The sequence below is a fragment of the Salinimicrobium sediminilitoris genome, from assembly GCF_020866905.1.
GTDB classification, from domain to species: Bacteria; Bacteroidota; Bacteroidia; order Flavobacteriales; family Flavobacteriaceae; genus Salinimicrobium; species Salinimicrobium sediminilitoris.
Genome location: NZ_JAIVCC010000001.1, coordinates 122043 through 145593 on the forward strand (window position 1 = coordinate 122043; position 23551 = coordinate 145593).

The 23551-nt window shown below is 38.3% G+C and carries 14 protein-coding genes; 13 read left to right on the plus strand and 1 reads right to left on the minus strand.

Going from position 1 to position 23551, the window contains the following annotated elements; all coding sequences use genetic code 11:
• A complete protein-coding gene (locus tag LA313_RS00515; protein ID WP_228912651.1) occupies window positions 1-3738 on the minus strand; it encodes a lamin tail domain-containing protein in 3738 nt (1245 codons plus the stop codon).
• 377 nt (window positions 3739-4115) lie between these two features.
• Between LA313_RS00515 and LA313_RS00520 the strand changes: the two genes are divergently transcribed.
• The 13 genes from LA313_RS00520 (at window position 4116) to LA313_RS00580 (ending at window position 23551) form a co-directional block, all read left to right on the plus strand.
• The gene (locus LA313_RS00520; RefSeq protein ID WP_228912652.1) at window positions 4116-4583 is read left to right on the plus strand and encodes a hypothetical protein; all 468 of its coding nucleotides are present in this window, start codon (window positions 4116-4118) and stop codon (window positions 4581-4583) included.
• Window positions 4583-5362 carry an endonuclease/exonuclease/phosphatase family protein gene (locus tag LA313_RS00525; protein ID WP_228912653.1) on the plus strand — a complete coding sequence of 260 codons (780 nt, stop codon included), beginning with the start codon at window positions 4583-4585 and terminating at the stop codon, window positions 5360-5362. Before LA313_RS00520 ends, LA313_RS00525 begins: the two co-directional genes overlap by 1 nt.
• A 664-nt stretch (window positions 5363-6026) precedes the next feature.
• Complete coding sequence (locus LA313_RS00530) at window positions 6027-7619, plus strand: type I restriction-modification system subunit M (RefSeq protein ID WP_228912654.1); 1593 nt, start codon at window positions 6027-6029, stop codon at window positions 7617-7619.
• Between the two features lie 61 nt (window positions 7620-7680).
• The gene (locus LA313_RS00535) at window positions 7681-8688 is read left to right on the plus strand and encodes a type IV toxin-antitoxin system AbiEi family antitoxin (protein ID WP_228912655.1); all 1008 of its coding nucleotides are present in this window, start codon (window positions 7681-7683) and stop codon (window positions 8686-8688) included.
• Window positions 8663-9511, plus strand: a complete 849-nt coding sequence (locus LA313_RS00540) for a hypothetical protein (RefSeq protein ID WP_228912656.1) — start codon at window positions 8663-8665, stop codon at window positions 9509-9511. Before LA313_RS00535 ends, LA313_RS00540 begins: the two co-directional genes overlap by 26 nt.
• 319 nt (window positions 9512-9830) lie before the next feature.
• Entirely contained in the window at window positions 9831-14240 is a 4410-nt protein-coding gene (gene avs2, locus LA313_RS00545) for an AVAST type 2 anti-phage system protein Avs2 (protein WP_228912657.1), read from the plus strand.
• Window positions 14241-14379: 139 nt separating this feature from the next.
• On the plus strand, window positions 14380-15636 hold the full coding sequence (locus LA313_RS00550; protein ID WP_228912658.1) for a restriction endonuclease subunit S: 1257 nt from the start codon (window positions 14380-14382) through the stop codon (window positions 15634-15636).
• Window positions 15633-18635 carry a type I restriction endonuclease subunit R gene (locus LA313_RS00555; RefSeq protein WP_228912659.1) on the plus strand — a complete coding sequence of 1001 codons (3003 nt, stop codon included), beginning with the start codon at window positions 15633-15635 and terminating at the stop codon, window positions 18633-18635. The genes LA313_RS00550 and LA313_RS00555 overlap by 4 nt, the downstream gene beginning before the upstream one ends.
• Before the next feature lie 66 nt (window positions 18636-18701).
• Window positions 18702-19277, plus strand: coding sequence for a hypothetical protein (locus LA313_RS00560; protein WP_228912660.1), 576 nt, complete (start codon window positions 18702-18704; stop codon window positions 19275-19277).
• A 121-nt stretch (window positions 19278-19398) separates the two neighbouring features.
• A complete protein-coding gene (locus LA313_RS00565; protein WP_228912661.1) occupies window positions 19399-20358 on the plus strand; it encodes a hypothetical protein in 960 nt (319 codons plus the stop codon).
• A 124-nt stretch (window positions 20359-20482) separates the two neighbouring features.
• Complete coding sequence (locus tag LA313_RS00570; protein WP_228912662.1) at window positions 20483-20779, plus strand: helix-turn-helix domain-containing protein; 297 nt, start codon at window positions 20483-20485, stop codon at window positions 20777-20779.
• Window positions 20780-20846: 67 nt separating this feature from the next.
• Window positions 20847-22532, plus strand: a complete 1686-nt coding sequence (locus LA313_RS00575) for a DNA primase family protein (protein ID WP_228912663.1) — start codon at window positions 20847-20849, stop codon at window positions 22530-22532.
• Window positions 22533-22600: 68 nt separating this feature from the next.
• Entirely contained in the window at window positions 22601-23551 is a 951-nt protein-coding gene (locus LA313_RS00580; protein ID WP_228912664.1) for a DUF6371 domain-containing protein, read from the plus strand.

Here is a 23551-nt window from a genome sequence, read left to right on the forward strand (position 1 = left end):
TTATCTGAGTGAAATGAATTGTATGTGTTTATTCAATTTGGGGTTTCCTGTATATATATGTGAAACTACTTTCCCATTAGAATCTTCTAATTTCAAAAACTCCCCTCGATTGTTTAGCATGGCGATCAATCGTCCTTTATGGTAGGCCTTCCAATTCTTAACCCCTAGAGTTCTTTCGCCAATAAAAATTTCATATTTCTTGCCGGGTTTTAATAGTTGTCTGTCACCAAAAATAAATTTATGGCCTGCAGCATCGGTCAAAGTCCAATGATCCATTTTAACTTCATTGGGGCTATTATTTTTAATAATTACCTTTTCTCGATCCTCAATATTGTTTCTTTGAGCATCTTTATGATCATCTCCTTTGGAATTGATCACAGAGGCAATCGGATCGATAAATATTGAATTTGAAGGCCGATTCTGATTCCGATGATCACAATAAAATCTTACATGCCTTTGGACTTGCTTATTGGAAAAATCTGAAGGTACTACCACTAAAACAAATAGGTCATTATATCCGTGTTTTAGCTCTGAAGTATCAATATGTCCATTCAATCTGCTTCCAAAAATTTCACAGGAATTCAAATCGATTTCACGACCGTTGAGTAAGAGTTTGATCTGAATCGGACTGAAATTTTCAGGATCACCCAAATATCGTAATTCTCGTTCCCATTCATATAAAGCTAATCTACCGTCTGGGTCAATTAGCTTGTCAGGGTGTAAGGATAACTGATTTTTAATGACCGTCTCTGCATCCAAACTTCCAAAATCAATATTTATATAGAGATATTTTCCATATATAGGTGTATCGTTATTTGCAACATCTATGATTAACGGACTATTAATTTTAATTTGCTCCGGTTGTAACTCATTAAGATGTTGAAGATGCTCCTGAAGCTTTAGGAACTTATTCTCCATATTTCGGAGATCTTTTCGTAATATATTGTCAAGTTGGTCCTTACCAAAAAAATTTACACTTTCTTCCTTAATATTGGAGACACTGTAATTAATTCTAGCTTCATTAGCTTTAGTTCTCCAATGATTTGGAATTGAATCTATAGTTTTGAAATTTATTTTCTCAAGGACGGAGAAATCAATAATTTCATCTTCGATAAAGGTCTGGAACAATTGGCTGTTGAAATTATTGGTTTTCCCTCTATTTACCATTCTAATTATAAAATTGCTATTTTCCAAGTTGTTTAAAGCAAGCAACTTAAGATCCTCCATAAATTTTTTAGCTTTATCCTCCTCGGATTCATTGCCAAGAATAAAGTTATAAGCATCAACAAAAGGCTCTACTATCCAATGAAGTTCAGCAAAGTCTATATCCCTGATCAAATCTTCAAAGAACAGCGCAATGGCTTCTTTTGTTTTATTATAAAGCTCATCCACAGCTTCAACTAAACGTTCCAGGGTTTCGGCAATTTCTTCGATAAGGGCTTCTATTTTTTCCTTAAATTCTTCAATCAGCTCCTCTATACGTTCTAGTAAATCCTTCAATTTTGCCCATAAGGCATCTAAAATTTCAATGATAAAGTCAACGAAGAGAATTTTGAGCAGCTTCAATAGGTAAATAGCCAAGGCTACTGGCATTTCTAAAAGAAATGCTTTTAACTGTGTCAAACCAATTGTTTGAAGAGTTTCCATTAATTCTGCTAATTCCTCCTTGGAGAAGTCCGGTAAAAAATCACAATCATTGAGCTCCTGGAGCTTATTCTCTATCTGATCTGCCGTGAGGGTTTGAAAATTTAAATGATTGCTTTCAGGATTAAAGATTACATATTCTAAGCCGCCGCTTATTTCTGCAATCCGGTCTTCGGTCCAGGTTTCAGTTCCCATGGAAGTTCGTGCAATAGCTAAAATATCCAGTAAAAATTGATTCGTAGCACGCAACATTTTATCTACCATGGTAGAAGAAATATCATCGGGGAGGTCATATGGAACCACGGCATCGATTTGATCCTCAACTTTATTTTGAAGTCGAAGAGCCATATTATTAAGACTTCCACCTCGTATCCTACTTTCACATTGGGTAATAGAATCTGTTATGTTTCTTGCAGAATATTCGAGTAATTCGTGGACCAGAAATTTTACATTCTTTCCTAAAATATTGATTAGAAATTTAAGGGCAAGGGTGGTAACCTGGTCGATATCTTTTTTGGTTCCGTTTTCCACAAACACTTTTCGAAATAAACCAATAAAAACACTAGTATAACTCTGGTGAATATTGTCTAAAAGAACCTGGACAAAATCCTCCCCAAAATCCGTACTATTTTCCAAGACAGGTCTGAACTCATTTTCAAGAAGATTTGAAATCTCATCATTAAGTAAATGTTCCAATACATCTATACCAATATCTAATAATTCTTTCCTTGACTGTTCATCCTTCAACGTTATCAGCAGTTGAAACAATTTTGTAATTCTAGAGCCATTTGCACGCATTCGGTCAACTAAAAATTTGATCCTATTTACGGTATTATTTGTATTGGTTTGTAGGAATTCCTCAATACAAGATGCATCGAGATAATCATAGCAGTCATTTTCGGAAGTGATTTCTGGAAGAGATCGACCAACCAAATTTTGAAAATCCCCCTGTGTAAACTCTGGAATATTTTTCCATTGATCTCTATTAGAATCATCGATTAGATATCCTAAGAAATAAGCATGTGAAATTATGTTTTTAAGAGGAGCTATCTGATCATATTCTAATTTATCAAGTAAATTTACCAGACTAACTAAATGGGGTAATAATTTAAAAATGTTTGTTTTCTGCTTCCAATCCTGTTCTATTTTCTCCAGCCAAACCAGAATTTCATTGATATCATCAATATAAAGATCTTCATTGTCATCTAACCAGGTAATCAATTGACGGGTTTGCAGATTAATTAAATCTTCAAATATTTTGTTAATTTGATCAAATAAAAACTGATAAGAGAATTCACTGATTGTATTGTAAAATAATTTTCGTTTGTCACCAATCTCCGAAGCACTAGCGTCAATAATGGTATCGAGTACGGTGTCCCAAACAAGAAATACAATCTTTTTCTGATCATCATCTAAAAGTTGCTGGTCAGCAGTTTCTTCTTTAACTGCTTTGAGAAGGATATCCTTGGAATCTCTAAAAAACTCAGTAATATTTTCAAATCGAGACATAGTAAAGAAGTCAAAACCTGCTCCAAACATAAAAGCAGCTTCTGCATTCAATCTAAAGTCAAAACCGGCCTTTTCAGTGTTAGTCGCCATCAGTCTTCCTCGACAAACGATTTCTGCAGCAGCAGTAATGGCAACTTGTGCATTGGCTTCTACCCCGACACCCACTTCCAATTGCTCAACAAATTTTTTAAATATTTGAAGTTGTATCGTGCTGGAATTATCTCCAACATTTTCAATGATTTTTTCCAGGGTAAGTCTTAGTTCTAATCTTGCTCTTATATAGGCCTTTAAATAGGCCTGAACAGAGGCGATTAATCCAATTTCATCAAGTAATTTTGGAGAAAGCTGAGCCGCGATTTGAAGCCCAACTTCAGCACCAGCCTCAATTTCCACAATAGCCTCGAAAAAATCGGTAACATTTGCTGATAATCCTGCTCTCCCTGAAGCCTCTGCTTCAAACTGTAAATTAAATCCGTTACAAAAATCCGCTGCCAAATCAACTCCATATCCTAACGATGCAAAAGCGTTTTCACTATTAACTCCTAAACTTCCATTCTTTGAAAGATCTACTAATTGATTAGCCATTTGATTTATTTAAGGAAAGAAATCGGGTAGGGCGATATTCTAATTGGTTAATTCATAGTAAGTTAAATATTTGTTGCATATAAACAAAAAATATATTCACCAGCGGGGAATTTCACTGAAATAGAGTGCTAGTTAAAGTTCAGTACAGTTAATAGCAGCTGAAATTTCAAAATTATGAACCAGTAGTAGTCGAAAATTCTTTCCAAGACTTCATTAAACTTTCTTAATTTGTGCTCCGTTGGCCCTCCCTACAGGGCTAAATAAAAACCTATGGAAGCCTTTTACTTTTATTATGGGAAAAGTGTCGGATAGGTTCTTTCGAAGAATATATATAGCTATAACTAAATGCTTATAGGTATTCTTAATACTTTAAATAAATGTGTAAACCCAACTCCAACCTCCATTTCTGCACTTGTTCCTCAATAAGTAAAAAGCCTTTGCCTCTTAGAGACAAGGCCAAATTAGACAAAGCTGATTATGAGAAGATTCATTACATCTGGACCCTCTACAAGTACATTGGTGAAAAAGATGATATGTTGATGGGAGAAATAGTTATGCCAGTCGAAAGTCTTGGTGGGGAAATGACTTCTGAATATCTGCTTCAGCAACTTAATTCCAACAACCGATTTGATTTTGAATATTCACCTTCTGAAGGAGATAACCTGGAAGTCAGAAAAGAATATGTCCATAAAAGTCTCAGCGGGCAACAACGCCCGGATCTTTATGATTACATGTCGTGCATCTACCGGAAGGGCAAATGGGAACAGGATTACTACGATTTCTTCACCGATAAAACACGGCAAATAAAAAAAGGAAAAGTTGAATTTAGAGATGAGCAAGAATAATGAATCTAACTAAAAACCAAAAGTATCGAATAGCAACCTGGAATCTCGACCGGCCCCGGAATAATTCAAAAGCTAACCGAATTAAATCAAAGTTAAACAACATTGCGGCAGACATCTTCATCCTAACAGAAACCTCCGAGCTGATCAATCTTGCCCCGGAATATAAAGCTGTCAAATCAAAAGAATTCGAGCTATACAAAGATCAACCATGGATCACCATCTGGTCCCGGTGGAAAGTTGTAGAAGAAATAGAGACTTCCAATTCCTTCCGGACCGCCTGTTGCTTGATTGAAGCTCCTTTTGGTCCTATTATCATCTATGGTACTATTATTCCTTATCACATGGCCGGAGTGAACGGCAACCGGTATCCTGATAAAGGAAAAAAAGTATGGCAGTTGCATGTGGAAGATATAATTGATCAGTCCTCAGACTGGCAAAATATTATGGATAATTATCCAGATGTTCCATTTTTAGTGGCTGGCGATTTTAATCAAACAAGAGATGGGCTGCCAAAAGGCTACGGTACTATTCAGGGGAGAAAACTTCTGACGCAGAAATTAACTGACAGTAGAATGTCTTGTGTAACAGAAATTGATTTTCATGAAATGAATTTCCTTACGCCCGATGGTAAAGGAAGAAAAAGAAGGAATATTGATCACATCTGCATCTCTAAGAGTTTATGTGAAGAAATAAATATCACAGCAGGAGCCTGGAATCAATTCTCAGAAGATGGTTTTGCCTATTCAGATCACAATGGAACCTATGTTGATTTTTACTAAAAAAGATCCTATAAAAGCACTTTTTGAAGATCACCGTTGCAACCGTATGTTGTTTTTATTAAACAACTGATTATAAGACACATATCAATTAATTCCTGAATCAATTTTAATAAATCAACGGCTCCAGCAACCGTTCAGCAACGGCTAATGCAACGGCAATTAATTTTACGGTTGCAACGGCTGAGCACGGCTTCTACTTCTTGATCGAAAAGATATCTTGCTGACTTCATTTCAGAATCTTTAATTCTAAAGGTATACGTCCTATTCAAGAAGGATCAACTTTACATCAAAGATTTTTTTCCTGCAGAAGCTACATATTTACGTCAAGAGCTAACTTACTTTTACTTTATTAATTTATATTTGCTCCATTCCCTCCCTACAGGAATGGCTAAATAGCTGTTTAACACTAATTTTACTGGATTTGAAGAAATAACGGTTGCACGATTATATGCTCGTTAAGTTTTTGACTTACAGGTGAATGTAATATGAAAAATTGTTTCAGCAACCGGTAGCAACCGTAAAACCAACCGTACAGTTGCACAGATACCAACCGTACGGTTGCAACTGTGATCAACTTTAGCAGTAAGTCTCTTAAAATTATCATAACTTTAGTGCAGTTAATCTCACTTAACTATAAATAAAAAAAGAACAACCTCCCCCCTAAATGGCAAAAGCAGACATTGATTTTGAAAAAGAACTCTGGGATGCAGCGAACGAATTGCGCGGCGCGGTATCTGAGAATAACTATAAAAACTACATCCTTCCCCTCGTTTTCGTAAAACACCTTAGCGAACGCTATGAGGTGGTGCGCGAGGAATTAAAGGATCTTCTGAAAGATCCAAACTCCGATTATTACACTACAGATAAGGAAGAGATCAATTACGTTCTGGAGGACCGGGATGAATACCGCTCCCGAAATACTTTTAAAATTCCTGAAACCGCTTCCTGGCAATATTTGAAGGACAATGCAGAGCAGGATGATATCAAAGTGAAGGTTGATGATGCCTTTGATGTGATCCAGGAACTATTGACGGGGTATAACCCGCAGCTGGTGAATATTTTGCCGCGGATCTTTGTGCGGAGTGAATTATCGCCCAAGCAAACCGGCGGAATTATAAACCTCCTCTCCCACCCCAAATTTTCTGAAAAGGAAAATCCGGAAAGCGATATCCTGGGCCGTATCTATGAATATTACATTGGCCGGTTTGCAATGGCTGAAGGATCGGGTGCGGGACAATTCTTTACGCCCGGAAGTATTGTAAGGCTGCTGGTGGAACTATTGGAACCTTTCAAAGGCCGCATCTTTGATCCGGCTTGTGGAAGTGGTGGTATGTTTGTCCAGAGTTTGAAGTTTATCAAAGAACACGGCGGAAACAAAAAAGACATCGCGATCTATGGGCAGGAAATGACCGCACAAACCTTGCGGTTGTGCCTTATGAACCTGATGCTACGGGACCTTTCTTTTGATATTAAACTGGGGAATTCTTTGCTCGATGACAAATTTCCAAACCTGAAAGCCGACTATATCATTGCCAATCCGCCATTTAATGTGAGCAACTGGCACCCTGAAGATTTGCCCGATGGCGACCCCCGGTTGTTTGGACCCAAGGAAGAATTTACTACAGATGGCAGCGCCAATTATATGTGGATGCAAACCTTCTGGCACCATTTAAGCGACACCGGGACTGCCGGAATTGTTATGGCAAACGGCGCGATGACCTCCAACAATAAAGGAGAGAAAAACGTGCGGCAGCATATGGTAGACAATTATATGATAGATGCCATTGTACGCCTGCCCGATAAGCTGTTCCTCACCACCGGAATCCCCGCCTGCCTTTTCATCCTGAGCAAAAACCGCGATGGGAAAGACGGCACCCACCGGGAGCGAAACAACGAGGTCCTGTTCCTGGACGCCTCCAAAATGGGCACAATGGCCAGCAGAAAACTGCGGGTTTTTAGTGATGATGATATTAATAAAATTTCAGAAACCTATCACAAGTGGCGCAATGTCACCCTGAGTCCCGTCGAAGGGTATGTGGATGTGGAAGGTTTCTCCAAAGCAGCAACCATAGCCGAAGTGCAAAAGCAGGATTACAAACTTACCCCGGGCATTTATGTAGGCACAGAAGCCGAAGAAGATGACGGGATCCCTTTTGAAGAAAAAATGGAGAGCCTTAAAGCGCAGTTGCTGGAGCAGTTTGAAAAAGGGGAAGAATTGAAGGAAAAGATTAAAGCTAATTTTGATAAAATTCTATAAATGTTCATTATATTTGAATGTTCACAATTTGTGAACGTAATTAAAAAATGAACAGAAAATAATGAAGAGCATTGCCCCATATGATCCGGTACAGCATCTAAAAGAGATTTTGGAGCAACAGGCCCTGAATGTTTCTTTCAAGGAACTCTCTGCCAAGGCCGGCGGATTCGATGCGCGAATTCAGCTGAATGACCAGGTAATTTACCTGGAGACCAAACGTGAAATCACTCCGGTAAACCTTTCAAAGGTTCTTGAGGAAATCAAGACCAGATATAAGGAAAATAACATCCTGCTTGCAGGAGAATATATCACCCCAAAAGCAAAAGAATTGCTAAGGGAAAAAGAGGTCAATTACCTGGACAGGGCCGGCAATATGTATTTAAAGCTCAATTCGCTTCTTATTCATATTGACGGAAAATCTGCGCCTACTGTTCCGGGAAAATATAAATCCAGGGCCTTTTCCAAAGCAGGAGGAGCTGTAGTCTTTCAGTTTTTGCGGGACCCTCAACTGGTGAATGAGCCACAGCGGCTTATAGCAGAATATGCCGGGGTGTCTCTTGGTACAATCCCTAAAGTTTTTGAAGGCCTTCAAAAAGAGAAATTTCTTATAAGGCTCGACAAGAACAAATGGGAACTCTCTAATAAAGAAGGACTTTTACTGAAGTGGACCGAAGTGTTAGGTGAGAAAATATTGCCTTCTAAATTCCTAGGAAATTACAAACCGGTAGGGAGAAATATGCAAGAAATGTTAGCTGAAAAAGAAATAAGGGCAACAGGGCTTAAATGGGGAGGAGAACCCGCAGCTGCCCTACTCACCAATTACCTGATCGCGGAAAAATTCAGCCTCTTTGTACCAACTAAAGAAAACATTTTAAAAAAACACAAACTGGTTCCATCTCCTACGGGGGAACTGGAGGTTTATGAGAAATTCTGGAACCATCCCGAAGATGACGACCTTCCTTACGTGCACCCCATTCTTATTTACGCCCAGTTGATGGCAACAGGTGAAAGCAGAAACATTGAAACAGCCGAAATTATATTAAATGAACACATCAGGCCCAACTTATAAAGCATACTCTTTTGCTCATCACAAGGAAGTGTACCTGCTTCTGGAAACGACCTTCAGGAAATTTGGGATTTCCTATTATCTCATAGGTGCCAACGCAAGAGATGTGGCTTTATATAAGGCCGGACAAAAACCCACCCGTGCAACCGGGGATATCGATTTTGCAATAATGTTGCCCGATATTTCCACCTACGAAGCCCTGTTACAAGAATTGGTGGATAATGGTTTTTTCCCGCAGAAAAAACAGGAGGGATACAGGATGCATCACCGGAAAACCAATACTCTTATTGACTTGCTGCCCTATGGTGGCATTGCAGGGAACAATTTGGTACAGCTGCCCGGGACGGGAATAGAATTATCTGTAGTAGGTTTAGCTGAAGTTGGGGAGGAAATCCAGGGTTTTAAACATCCAGAAGGTTTTGCGATACCTGTTTCTCCTACCCACGGAGTGGTCATTTTGAAGCTGATCTCCTGGAGTGAAAGACCGGAACGCACAAAAGATCTCAAGGATATTAAAGACCTGTTTAAAGCTGCCTGGAACCTGTATGAAGAAGAATTATTTCTGGAAGGTTCTCCTTATGCCGATATTTTTGATGCTGAAGATTTTCGGCAGGAAACAGCGGCGGCAAGAGTGATGGGACGAAAGATGCAATCTATCCTGGACCGGGACCAAAATTTAAAAAATTTGATCATTACCGAACTTGAAAAAGAACTGGGTACCGGCACTGGTCCCAAAGTGCGTGAAATGGTAGCGGGCACAGATGATAATGTAGGAGAAATAAAAAATATATTTAGCGCATTGCTAAGAGGAATAAAAGACAACTAATACGGCAGAACAGGAAAATATATAAATGAAAAATTCGGGGCAACATCTCCCCTCCTTCGGAGAGCCTGTCCCGATTTTTTATCGGGAGGCCGGGGGAGGATTAAGAAGACGACGGAATCCCTTTTAAAGAAAAGATGGAGACCCTGAAAGCGGAGTTGTTAGAGCAGTTTGAAAAAGTTGAAGAATTGAAGGTAAAGATTAAAACTAATTTTGATAAGATCCTTTAAAAGACGATTATTCAAACAGCACATTTAATATTTGACGACTAAAAAGCGAACGCCTAAAAACCAAAAAAGCTGTATAATCTAGCCGCTGATGAATGAATAAAATAGAAAAAATAAAGCCACTTGTTGAATGGATACTTTCTTGGGTATTTAAGCTGAGGCTACGAAAAACCTATTGGAGCATTGCAGTTCCTTTAGCATTGGTAATTCTAGGAGAAATCGCGAATAAGTTGGAGTTCGTTGTAATTGCAACAGCCAAACTTTATGAAGATGCCAACGATACGTGGTTAGAAATATTTTGGGGTGTAATACATTTTTGGGTAAGTATAAACCTCCCTTGGTGGAGCATAATGCTCATCATTATTTTACTATTTCTGTTCACATACGTATGGCTTCAAGAGATAAAGGCTAAAAAATCAGGGGTTGAAGTAACAGTTGAAAGTATTACAAGCAACATTTTCAACCGCCTTTCAAAAGATATTGATGACAAGATTGAAGGTATAAAGTCGGAGTTAACATTTCAACCTAATCAAAATTGGTTCAATGAGCAATGTAAATCATCAATTGATGACCTTGGAAAAAGGTACACGCCTGAGCTAAATGTAAAACTTGAAGTATCTGAAATATTCGAAGGTCTAGGAAGAACCGAACAATTTAAAAGGAAGGTAACTAAGCAATTTGATCAGTTTCTGATAAAAGGAAAAAAGGTATTAAAAAATCAACCTGAAGTTAAAGAAAGTCTAGAGAATTTAGAAAGTACCTTTGATGAATTACAGGCTTTATTCCATAATATTGATTTCTTGGGAACTACTTCAATTCCTGTAAATGAATTTGAAGACTTATTGGACAAGACTCAAAGCTCTGTTCAAGATATTTATGACTACTATATAACGGAAGAACGTAAAGTACAAAAAGAAAAAAATGATTACCAATATTATCATAAACACGGTACTGAATTAAGAAATATTAGAGAGTTTGAGCACGAGGTTTCTACTTTTCAAAATTTAATTCATAGCTCTTTATTTAAACTTGCGAATAATCCTTTTTTATTACTAGATGGTGAAGCTGGCATTGGGAAATCACATTTGATTGGAGATATAGTTTCAAGGAGAATTAAAAAAGAACATCAAAGTGTTTTTCTTCTGGGTCAGCATTTTGTTACAGAAGAAGATCCATGGACACAAATTTTCAAAAGACTTCAAATCAACTCTAAGTCTGAAGATTTTCTCAGAAAATTAAATCAACAAGCGGAAAAGTCAGGGAAGAGAATAGTCCTTTTTATTGATGCGATCAATGAAGGTAAAGGGAACTACTTCTGGAATGAATTTTTGAAAAGCTTCGTTAATGGGATAAAGAAATATGAATGGCTTGGTCTTGTATTGACTATAAGAACCTCATACAAGAACTTAATTTTTCCTGAAGAAGAAAGAACTAGCTTAGATATAGTAGAACACCATCTTTATGGGTTTAGGAATATCGAATATGAGGCAAGTAAATTGTTTTTTGAGAATTATAACATTGAATTGCCTAATGTGCCATTGTTGCATCCAGAATTTCAAAACCCTCTCTTCTTAAAACTATTTTGTGAGGGAATAAACAAAGCTGGATTAACCCGAATTCCTGATGGTCTTCAAGGCATAACTTCAATAATCAGCTTTTTCATCAAAAATGTAAATGTTGTTTTATCAAGGCCGAAAAGAGTTGGGTACTCGGATAGTTTAAACCTAGTACAAAAATCCATTAATGCTTTAATAAAGTTCAAAGTTGACAATCAACTTAGATATATACCTTACGAACAAGCCTATAAAGTTGTCAATGAATCCATTTCAAGTTTTATTGACAAAAAAGGATTTATAGATGAATTAATTACAGAAGGTGTACTATCAAAAAACCTCTTTTGGAAAGAAGCAGATGATTATGAAGAAGGAGTTTATTTAGCCTACGAGCGATTTGAGGACCATTTAACTGTTAAATATTTACTTGAATATTATCCTGAGTTAGAGAAAGAGTTTAAAGAAAATGGTAGGTTATATAAATACGTAGAAAATGAAAACGCAATTTATAGACATAAAGGACTAATCGAGGCTTTTTCAATTCAGGTGCCTGAAATAAAAGGTTATGAGTTTTATAACCTCATTCTTGATCTTAAAGACAAATATCCAATTGTTGAGTCTTTTGTTGAAAGCCTACTTTGGAGAAAGGTCGAAACCATTAATGAAGAGTCAAAACAATATGTAAACAACCATGTGTTTTCCTACCAAGGCACTTATGACTATTTCTGGGAAACTATACTCGCTGTTACAGGAATACCGAACCATTTCTTTAATGCTCATTCTTTACATAATCACTTAATAAAATACTCACTTCCTGACAGAGATGCTTCCTGGACTCAATTTCTTAAACATAGATTTACTGATGAATCATCAGTAAAACGCCTGATCGATTGGGCTTGGAGTGAAACAGATAAATCACACATTTCAGATGAATCAGTTTTGCTATCTAGTATCACATTAACATGGTTTCACACTTCCACCAATAGAGAACTCAGGGATTGTTCCACAAAAGCACTAGTTTGCTTATTACAAAATAGGCTTGATGTATTGTTAGAACTCCTAAAAAAGTTTGAAGAAGTTAATGACCCTTTTGTATATGAAAGACTATTTGCTGTTGCTTATGGATGTGTATTAAGGACGGATCAAAGGGAGAAAATAATTGAACTAAGTGAATATATTTTTAAAACGGTATTTAGCGACCCAACAGGTGTAATTCCACACATATTATTAAGAGATTACGCTAGAGGGGCAATCGAATATGCTCGTTACCTTGGAATTGCATTGAGTTTTGATTTATCAAAGGTTCGGCCTCCGTATCAAAGTAATTGGCCAGAAGAAATTCCATCTTATGAAGAACTGAAAGAAAAATATAACAATGATAATTACAGAAACATATGGAGTTCTGTAATGGGATTTGGTGATTTTTCAAGATATACAATAGGCACTAATAGTGGTTCATCAGAATGGTCAGGTTGCAAAAAAGGCGAAACTCCAGTAGATAGAGAAGACGTGTTTAAAAATTTCAAGGGTAAATTAAATCCTGAACAATTAGAATTATTGAATTGTCTTGACCCGATAATAACTGAGGAATCTGATGAAGGTCTAAAACTAGGTGATAGCATATATAGTTTTAAGACGGCAATTGGCAGGAAAACTGAAGAAGAGTTGAACCAAACAAGAGATGACTTCAAAAAATCATTAACAGCTGAGTTGTTGTCGGAATATGAGAAGGAAGTAGAGCCTTATTTAGATCACAATCATAAGATTATAAATACCGGAGAGTATTTTGATTTAAGGATTGCTCAAAGATTAATCCTGTCAAGGGTTATAGAACTTGGATGGAATCCAGAATTACATCTTTCATTTGATAATGAAATTGGTACAGGCAGGGGAAGAGGTACTACTCCTCACGAAAGAATTGGGAAGAAATATCAATGGATAGCCTACTATGAATATATGGCCTTGTTATCTGATAACTTCATAAAACAAGAAAGATGGGGAGAAAAGAAAGAAAATCCATATCAAGGACCTTGGGACCCTTATGTTAGAGATATTGATCCGACAATGCTGATTAGTGAAACAGGAAGTTATGATGATGAGCAATCGCAAGATTTCTGGTGGGTTAACAACAAAGTATTTAATTGGGAATGTACAAACGAAAGCTGGGTAAATGATTCAAGTGTTTTACCTAATATGGAAGAAATCATTCAAATTAAAGATGATAAGGGAGAAGAATGGTTGGTATTGGAGGGTTATCCCTCTTGGTCAGAACCAAAAAAAATTGGTGAAGAAAAATGGGATCAACCACATAAAGAGCTTTGGTGTCATATTAGAAGTTATCTAGTTAAAGATGATGGATTCAATTCGGTTAAAAATTGGGCTATTGAACAGGATTTCATGGGTCGTTGGATGCCTGAAAGTGGTGACAGGTACGAAATGTTCAGCAGAGAATATTATTGGTCACCTGCTCAGAACTATTTTATGACTGAATATTATGGAGGGACTGAATGGACAGCAGTTCACGACAAAGAATCTGGAAAGTATGTAGCTGAAGTTAATGTAACTGCACAAGGCTTTTTATGGGAAGAAGAATTTGACAAATCGAAAGAGGAAACCATTAGCTTTTTAAAACCAAGTACTGTTATACATAAAGGTATGGATTTAAAATACAGCCAAAGAGAGGGAGAATTTATAGACAATTCAGAAATGGTTCAATGTTTTGCACCAAATGTTTATCATGATTCGAAATCTTATCTGCTTGTTCGGAAAGATTCTTTTTTAAAGTTTCTAAATGAGAACAAATTAAAGGTTGTTTGGACGATACTAGGAGAAAAGCAAATAATTGGCGGACGATCTTTTGGAACTGACTATCCAGGAAGATTAGAAATAAGTGGAGCTTACTATTTTGATGAGGAAGATTTAATAGGAGTGATTAATACTAAGAATAAATGATAGCAAGAAAAAATATCGATTGTCAAATCGTTCAAAGCCAAGCGTACGAGCCAAAACTTTTAATGGGTCATTATTCCAGGTTTTTTAGGTTGGGCACTACTAATCTCACACAAGATGTTAAAAAAACAAGCAACAACTAATGCCAGAAAACTGGAAAACATATAGATTAGAAGATTTAGGAACAGTCGTAACCGGTAAAACTCCATCTTCCAAACATCCTGAACATTTTGGAGATCATTTACCTTTTGTAACCCCTACTGATTTTTCGGATTATCACAAAAACGTGAGTTTCGCTTCCAGATATTTATCCACTGAAGGAATTAAACATTTCAAATCTAAAATATTACCCCCGGGCAGTGTCTTGGTTACCTGCATAGGCTCGCAAATGGGAAAAGTGGTGGTTAACAAAACAGAAGTTTTAACAAACCAGCAGCTAAATTCCATAATTCCTAATAAGAACGCCGATTCAGATTTTTTGTACTACAAATTATGTTCCATTCACGAACAATTAAGAACTATGGCAGGTGCAGGCTCAACTATGCCTATGTTGAACAAAAGTGATTTTGGAAAAATTGAAATTGAAATTCCGGAAATTGAAGAACAAAAATCCATCGCCTCCATCCTTTCCGCTTTGGACGATAGGATCGAGCTCAATCTCCAGATGAACAAAACCCTGGAAGAAATGGCAATGGCTCTATATAAGCATTGGTTTGTTGATTTTGGGCCTTTTCAGGATGGGGAATTTGTAGATTCCGAATTGGGGGAAATTCCGAAGGGATGGGAAGTAAAAACGCTCAAAGATATTGGAAAAGTTATAGACTCTTTGCACAAGACTCCCAAATATTCTGATTCTGGATACCCAATGGTTAGAGTAAAGGATGTGAAAACTGGTTTTCTGGATTTATCTAACACATTAAAGGTCAATGAAGAAGTTTTTAATGAGTTTTCTAAAAAATACAGACCTAAAAAAGGAGATATTATAATGACCAGAGTTGGAACTTATGGCATAAGTTCATTTGTGGGTAATAATCATAAATTTTGCCTTGGACAAAATACTATTGTAGTCATTTCCAAAAATATAGATAGTTGTTTTTTATACACAGCATTAAATAGCTCGCAAATCAAAAAACAGATAGAAGAGCAAGTAACGGGCTCCACTCAAAAAACGATTAGCCTTAAAAGTATAAGAGAATTAAAATTTGCTCTTCCAATTGATTTCCAAAATGATAATATGGAAAAATTTGTTACACAAGTTACTTGCTGGTATAATCAAGGCAGTCTTCTATGTGAAGAAAACCAAACACTAACCAAACTCCGCGACACCTTACTTCCAAAACTCATTAGCGGGGAAGTCCGCGTGAAAGACGTGGAGAAAACCTTATCTGAAGTCTTATGACACAAATGATCGAGATCACGGTGCAAAAGGCTGCCATAGAGTGCCTTCAGGAGTTAGGGTACACCTATAAAGAAGGCAATTCCCTGCAGCGGGATCTCAAAAAGGTGGTGTTGGAGGAGGATCTTCGGGAATTTTTGGTAAGCTCCTATCCCGGTGTTCCGGCAACTGCCATTAACGAAGCCCTTTCAGCTTTCACTCAGCACGAGGGAATGGATCTCGATCACCGCAACCGCGATTTTCATCTTAAAATGACCCAGGGGGTTTCCATTACCTGGAAAGATGCTTCGGGCAAGGAACAGGCCCGGCACCTTTACCCTATCAATTACAAGGAGCCGGAGAAAAACACCTTTGTGTGTGCAGATGAAGTAAAGATCATAGGCAAGAACAGCCGGCGCACAGATCTGCTCGTTTTCATCAACGGACTTCCGCTCATTGTTTTTGAGTTCAAGAATATGTTTGATCCCGAGGTAGGTGTGGAAAACGCGCACCGGCAAATTGGGCATTACTTTCAGGATATTCCGCAGCTGTTTGATTACAATGCCATCACGGTAGTTTCAGATGGGCTGGAAACCCTGCACGGAATGTACAACTCCTCCCTAAAGTGGTTTGCTCCGTGGAAAAGTCTGCACGGGGATGACCTTCAGCAGCAACAGGAACTTCAGCTGGAAACCTTGCTGAAGGGATTATTTCCGAAGAAAACTTTATTAAATTACCTGCAAAACTTCATTTTCCACGAAGACCACAACGGGAAAATAATCAAGAAAGGCGCAAAATATCACCAGTACTGGGGCATCAAAAAAGCGGTGGACTCTGCGGTAGAAAATATAAAACCCACAGGTGACGGCCGGCTGGGAGTGATATGGCACACGCAGGGATCTGGCAAAAGCATTTCGATGGCCATCCTTACCGGGATCCTGAGGCAAATGCCCGAAATGAAAAATCCCACCATCCTCATCCAGGTAGACCGCAATGACCTGGACCAGCAACTCTATGAGAATTTTGTGCTGTGCAAAGACCTGGTGGGCCACGTACAACACGCCGATACCACAGATGAGCTGCGGGCCCTGCTGAGCACCGATGGCGGCGGGGTGATCTTTACCACCATTGAGAAATTTCGGTTAAAAGAACTGGCTACGGGAAAAGAGCTCTCCCATCCTGTACTTTCTGAAAGGTATAACCTTATTGTGATGGCAGATGAGGCCCACCGCACCCAGTACGGGTTCCATAGCGGCGGCTTTGCGCAGAACATAAGACGCGCCCTGCCCAATGCCTCCTTTATAGGCTTCACCGGAACTCCCGTAGATGGCAAAGATGCCGATACCCAGCAGGTATTTGGCCCCACCATTCACACCTACGATATCAAACAGGCCGTGGAAGATGGCTCCACAGTGCCTATTTATTACGAGCCAAAAATGGTTCCGCTCAACATCAAAGCCAAATACGATAAGGAGCTGGATGAAATGGAAGAAGATGAGGACGAGGAGAACAATGCCGTTTGGGCTGCGATAGAAGATGCCGCCGGGGCTGCTGACCGCGTAGAAAGGGTTGCTAAAGACATCCTCACCCATTTTAAGGCCAGGACCGAAAGCCTGGAAGGCAAAGCGATGATCGTTTGTATGAGCCGCAAGAACTGCGTAAAAATGTACAATGCGCTAAGCGCACTTAAAAAATGTCCTGAAATAGCCGTGATAATGACCGGAAACATCAGCAAAGATCCTACAGAATGGAATCCGCATATTCGGACCAAAGATGCGATGGAAGCCATAAAAAAACGATTCCGCACGCCTGAAGATCCGCTGCAAATCGTGATCGTTCGCGATATGTGGCTCACGGGTTTTGATGCCCCCTGCGCCCATACGATTTATGTGGATAAGATAATGAAAGGCCATAACCTGATGCAGGCCATTGCAAGGGTGAACCGGGTTTTTAAAGACAAACCCAACGGACTCGTGGTAGATTTCATAGGCATCTCGGGCTTCCTTGCCGAAGCCACAAAAAAATACACCGCCGGAGGCGGGGAAGGAAAACCCACTCTGGATCTTGAAGCCGCAGTGGAAATTTGTCTGGAGCAGTTGGAGAAAGTAAAGGATTTGATTGGCGATTTTGATGCGGAAGCCGTCAATTCAATGACCGAAATGGACCGATTGAAATGGTGCAACAGTAAAGTGAACAGCCTTTTAAAATCTGATGCCGTTACTGATGCCTTTTTACTCGAAGAGCGAAAGCTGGCAGAATTGGTGGCAATGACCAGTTCAGATCCGCGGGTTTGGGAGATACAGGAAGAACTGGCGATCATTCAGAAGATCAGGCAGCTTATCAGAAAGATCAAATTCCCTCCCGGTCCGCGCAGGGAAAAGAACGAAAAGATAAAAGACCTGATAAGCAAATCCCTGGAGTCGCAGGAGATTGTCGACCTGGCAAAAATGTACAACCTGGACAAGATCGATATTTCCATAGTAGACGATAGGTTCCAGGCTATTGTAAAGGAAAAAGGCGACGAGAACATCAAAGTCGAACTGCTGCGCAGGATCCTCAATGACGAGATTCGGGTGCGAATGCCCAAGAACATCCGCCGGATGCGCAAGCTGAAAGACGAGCTGGAAAAAGTACTGAGCAACTACCACCGGAATTCCCTGGATTCCATCGCCGCCATCAAGCATTTGCTGGACATCGCGAATGAATTTCAGCAGGACGACATCAGGACCAGGCAACTCGGTTTAACCGAAGACGAACTGGCTTTCTACGACCTCTTGTCTGCCAACGAAAAGTTACTAAACCAATCCGGTCCCATCCAGGACCTGGTGCATACGGTGGTAAACTCCGTCAAGAAAAACCTCCAGCTCGACTGGACCAAAAAAGAAGACGCGAGAGCCGCCATTCGGCTGGCAGTGAAAAAAGAATTACGCGGCAAAGTGCCATTTTCGGAACTGGATAATCTGCTGAAGGAAGTGATCGAGCAGGCAGAGGGTCAGTACAGGGATTGGCCGATGGAGGCTTAAATTAACCACTCTTCTAAGAACAAGGAGATATAACCAAATGATTAAATAGAATCTCAAAAATCAACAATGGAACTAACCTACGAACTGAGACTTATAGACGAAATCCTGAAGGAATTAGAGTTCATGCCTGAAAATTTAGACGAAGGTAGCATTGAGGATACAGAAATATTTAAATTTATCTTGTCAAAAATAAATACTGGGTCCAGCAAAATATCTTTTGAAAAATTACTGGCAGCCAAATCTTTAAGCTGCCAGTTGTTCAGAGATGATAATTATGGGTCTCCCGAATTTAAAGAGGATCAAATTTCTGATCTTCTAGTCGATAGAGATGAAAGAGAATACATCGAATTATTCCGTTACTACTATCACCTCATACCAAACTTAGAAATACATACAATTGACGGTATTCAATTGATTATTGGCACCAATTTTAAGATTGAATATAATTTGTTTATAGCACTACTCGCACAAGCAATAACAAGTGACCTAAATATAGCTTTAGAAAAGGTTCGAAACACTTTATTGACGTCTGTAAAACCTCAAGAGTGGTGTAATCTATTAGGAGCAGAAGACTGCCACGGTTATGAAAAGGAAAGAATTGATCTAATAATTCATTCTGTGATCGGAAATTATCCTTATTAGATATTTTCGAAAATTTTATTCAACAGGAAGAAGAACATTCCAAGGATTGGCCGATGGATGCTTATTTATAATTATAAACTAGAGATAATAAATTACTGCTGCCAACAGACTTCAATAATGAATGGATGTAAAGAAAGGTAGTGTTACCAAAAGAAAGACTGATATGACCCCGCAAGAACTTGAAGAACTATGGGAAATTGAATGGGAGAAAACGAGAGATTTTCGATTAGAGTATGAAGAAGCAATTGAAAAGGAAACGCCTCTACCGACTACGTACATTATGTATGTTGAAGAAATTTGTGATATTAAATATGTTTCTTTTTATAAAGAATGGGTGAATAATGTGAACAGGTTAAATAATTTTAAAGAAAGATTATTTACCAAGATAGCCAACGAAATGCAATTTTATCTTTCGAAAAGGGAGAAATTGAAATTTATAGGGGAAAGAACCACACAACTCCGGCAAAATTTTCAGAAAAACAATCTTAATCACCTTTTTACCTTTTCTAATTTTGAAGATCAAATGATTAATACAGATTTTGTTGATTATGCCTATGAAAATTATGAAAATGTCGTGCATGAAAAATTCGTCCGCTGGATTGAAGAAATAAAACCACAGCGTCGTGATGCTCAACATGCAATAACTAAGTGTAAAGAAATCTGGAATAACGACTTTTTTAAAGATTTTGGTAAGGTATTAGAAATACTGTCAGAAATTAAAATGTTACAGTTGATCTATACAAAGATGGAAGGTCATAAAGAATTAGTGGATTTGAAATTTAGCCCATATCCAATGGTTTTTTCAGATGGTTACGGTCATAAATTGTTTAATTTTCTCTTGTCCTTTGAACCGAAAAGAAAAAAAAGCACAGCTTTTATTTCGAAGTATTTCTATCTCTTTCAAAAAGAGGGACTAATAGAAGAAAAAGCTCTTTGGGCAGACTTCTTTAGGTTTTTGGAAGAAGAGCATACCATTATAATAAAGAGAATTGATGAGAGAGCCCAACCTGAAGAACATGAATTCCATTATTTTAAAAAAATTAAAATAAATTTTGAGGATAAGTACACTTCAATAAACTAATAATCAACTACTATGAAGACTCACTTCGCATTTACTTCTCAAACACTTCACTTTAGTTTCGCATAAAAAGCAAGCACCTCATTTTACATTTGCTCATATAATTTTTAATTAAAAGAAATTAATCATGAGCAAAACCATCACACAACTACATGAAATCTCTCCCGAAGAATTGAGAAGAGAGATTAGAAATGACATTCGGCTTGAGCTGCAAGAATTGGCAGAAAAATTAACTCCGAAGGAACCGGAAATCTGGATCACTAGGCAAGAGGCCGCCGAATTCCTGGGAGTATCCTTGGTCACGATTTATAATTGGTCCAAAGAAGGGGTTATCCATCCCTTTAAAATTGGCACCAGAATCAGATTCAAGAAATCTGAAATCCTAAAAGTATTACATAATTCAAACAAAAGAGCTTCAAAATAACTGGCAGGTTAATCTTGAAGCTCAATTCTTTAACTCCCGGATTCGTACTCCGGAAATAATCACTATTATGACAAATATACCTAAAAAAGACAACGGGAGCAATTCTTCTCAAAAAGCAAAGACTAATCAGAAAAACGAAGCAACGGTAAACAATAGTCTTGAAGCTAAAAGCAAAGACAGTAAGACTAGAGAAAAACCTGCAAACAACGGCTCAACCGCTCATCAACCGCTGGATCCAACCGCAGGTGCTCTTGACAGTTGCAACAGCAATTCAACTGCAAACCACTCGGGCGGTTGCAACGGTGATTCAGCTGCAGAGGACAGCATCACGATTGATGACTTAGTTAATGAAGCTGAGCAATTAGAAAAAAAGATTTCCCTCTCCAATAATTTAGATTTCATCCTGCAAAACCTGGAGTTGAAAAATTTTGAAACGGAAGCAGAATGGACTGATGATGAAAAACCCTTGCCGCGCAAATATTTCGTTGTTCTGAGCATACAGTTTATAATAGAGAAAGCAAGGGAGCTTGAACTGGATATCATTTTTAGAAATGGTTCAATTTACTTATTCAACAAGAGATACTGGGAAAAAGTTGATGAAGAAGAATTCCGATATTTCCTTGGTGAAGCTGCTTTAAAAATGGGAGCCGGGAAGCTTGAAGCGAAATATTACAGATTTAAAGACGACCTGTTTAAACAATTTGCGGGCGAGGGTAAGCTTCAGACGTCTTTAGCTGATAATAACCAGGTAACCTTAATCAACCTACAAAACGGAACTTTTGAGATTTCGGAAGATGTTCAGCAGCTTAGAGAATTCCGAAAGGAAGATTTTCTCACCTACCAATTACCTTTTGAATATGAGGAAACTGCAAATATGGCCCTCTTCTGTAGGTTTTTAGATGAAGTTATACCAGAAAAGGAATTGCAGGATATACTTTCTGAATATCTCGGTTCAATCTTTGTCAAGAACAACGTACTGAAGCTTGAAAAAGCCTTGTTCTTATATGGTGGTGGATCCAATGGGAAAAGTGTCATTTTCGATATTATAAGTGCTCTACTGGGGGAAGAAAACTTTTCGAGTTATAGCCTGGACAGTCTTACTAAAGACAAGGATTCCCGGTCTATGATATCAGATAAGCTTCTTAACTACTGCAGTGAAACAAGTACCTCAGTTCAATCGGAAATCTTTAAGAAATTGGTTTCCAGGGAGCCAATAGATGTCCGTCAGGTTTACAAGCAATCCTTTATTATGCGTGACTATGCCAAGCTGATGTTTAATGCCAATGAACTTCCTACGGACATAGAACACAACCACGCTTTTTTTAGACGATTTTTGATCATTCCTTTTCGAATAACCATTCCGGAAGAGAGGCAAGATAAAAACCTTTCTACCAAAATAATCAGACATGAATTACCGGGTATATTTAACTGGATTCTGGCAGGTATGCTTCGATTACTGGAAAAGAAGAAATTTACCTCCAGCACAATTGTAGAAGAGGAAGTGAATAAGTTTAGAAGGGAAAGTGATTCCGTGTTCAGCTTTATTGATGATAATGATTACCATAAATCCTGTACTGAGGAAATTAAGTTGAAGGAGTTATACCAGGAATACCGACAGTATTGCCTTGAAAATACCAACCGGCCTTGTTCTGATCGTACTTTCAGAAAACGTCTCGAAAACGGGGGTTTTGATACAGATCGCAAAAACACCGGATGGGTAGTTTTTGCAGAAAAAAAAGTTTCTGAAGAGTAACATTTTATACACCTTCTACACTAACCGTGTAGAAGGTGTTCCTGATGCAGGTCATTTAAAACCTTTTTATGCCCCAATATCGATTTACTTTAGAACCATATATCTCCCAAAAGAACAGGTTTCAATGCCCTTCCTGTGGAAAGAAACATAGCTTCACTCGTTATATTGATCTGGAAAAGAAGGAGTACATTTCTGAAAATGTAGGCAAATGTAATAGGGAGCAAAAATGCGGCTATCACTTAAAGCCTAAAGATTTTTTTCAAAGTCAGACGTCTTTCGCAATTGATCATTCACACCAGAACACTACAATAAATCCAGCAGTCTTACGACAAGTTGCATTTCAAGCTAAAAGCAAATCGTTGCCTCCATCTTTTATTGAAGAAGAGCTATACCTAAAAAGTCTCGAAGGATCATCTGCCAATAATTTTCTTGTCTTTCTTGAGGCGGTAATTGGTAAGGATGCTTTAATAGATGTCAGAGAAAAATATAGAATAGGTACTTCTAAAAAATGGAAAGGAACAACAGTTTTCTGGCAGATTGATGAACAGAACATAGTCCGCACAGGAAAAATGATGCTTTACAACAAGTATAACGGAAAGAAACAAAAGGTAAATTGGGCTCATTCGGTTCTAAAGCTACCAGACTATAACCTTAAACAATGTCTTTTTGGGCTTCACCTGCTGAATTTAGATAAGCAGAAGGCAATTGCCCTGGTGGAAAGTGAGAAGACAGCTATAATCGCCTCCATTGCTTTTCCTGAATTTATCTGGATGGCTACTGGCGGACTTATGAATCTGAAAGCTTCAATGCTTAAACCTTTAGCAAATAGAAAGGTGATCCTTTTTCCTGATGCCGGCTGTTACAATACCTGGAACGAAAAAGTTGGTGATCTGCCGAAGAATATCCAGTACCTAATTTCTGACCTTGTGGAGAAAAAAGCTACTTCTGAGGAGAAACAAGAGGGATGGGATATTGCGGATTATATATTGAGGATTTGGGGAGGAAAAGACTTGACTTAG

Bases quoted from the DNA above. Each gene is read 5' to 3' on its own strand.
- LA313_RS00515 (WP_228912651.1), bottom strand. From the start codon at position 3,738: ATGGCTAATCAATTAGTAGATCTTTCAAAGAATGGAAGTTTAGGAGTT.
- LA313_RS00520 (WP_228912652.1), top strand. From the start codon at position 4,116: ATGTGTAAACCCAACTCCAACCTCCATTTCTGCACTTGTTCCTCAATA.
- LA313_RS00525 (WP_228912653.1), top strand. From the start codon at position 4,583: ATGAATCTAACTAAAAACCAAAAGTATCGAATAGCAACCTGGAATCTC.
- LA313_RS00530 (WP_228912654.1), top strand. From the start codon at position 6,027: ATGGCAAAAGCAGACATTGATTTTGAAAAAGAACTCTGGGATGCAGCG.
- LA313_RS00535 (WP_228912655.1), top strand. From the start codon at position 7,681: ATGAAGAGCATTGCCCCATATGATCCGGTACAGCATCTAAAAGAGATT.
- LA313_RS00540 (WP_228912656.1), top strand. From the start codon at position 8,663: ATGAACACATCAGGCCCAACTTATAAAGCATACTCTTTTGCTCATCAC.
- avs2 (WP_228912657.1), top strand. From the start codon at position 9,831: ATGAATAAAATAGAAAAAATAAAGCCACTTGTTGAATGGATACTTTCT.
- LA313_RS00550 (WP_228912658.1), top strand. From the start codon at position 14,380: ATGCCAGAAAACTGGAAAACATATAGATTAGAAGATTTAGGAACAGTC.
- LA313_RS00555 (WP_228912659.1), top strand. From the start codon at position 15,633: ATGACACAAATGATCGAGATCACGGTGCAAAAGGCTGCCATAGAGTGC.
- LA313_RS00560 (WP_228912660.1), top strand. From the start codon at position 18,702: ATGGAACTAACCTACGAACTGAGACTTATAGACGAAATCCTGAAGGAA.
- LA313_RS00565 (WP_228912661.1), top strand. From the start codon at position 19,399: ATGGATGTAAAGAAAGGTAGTGTTACCAAAAGAAAGACTGATATGACC.
- LA313_RS00570 (WP_228912662.1), top strand. From the start codon at position 20,483: ATGAGCAAAACCATCACACAACTACATGAAATCTCTCCCGAAGAATTG.
- LA313_RS00575 (WP_228912663.1), top strand. From the start codon at position 20,847: ATGACAAATATACCTAAAAAAGACAACGGGAGCAATTCTTCTCAAAAA.
- LA313_RS00580 (WP_228912664.1), top strand. From the start codon at position 22,601: ATGCCCCAATATCGATTTACTTTAGAACCATATATCTCCCAAAAGAAC.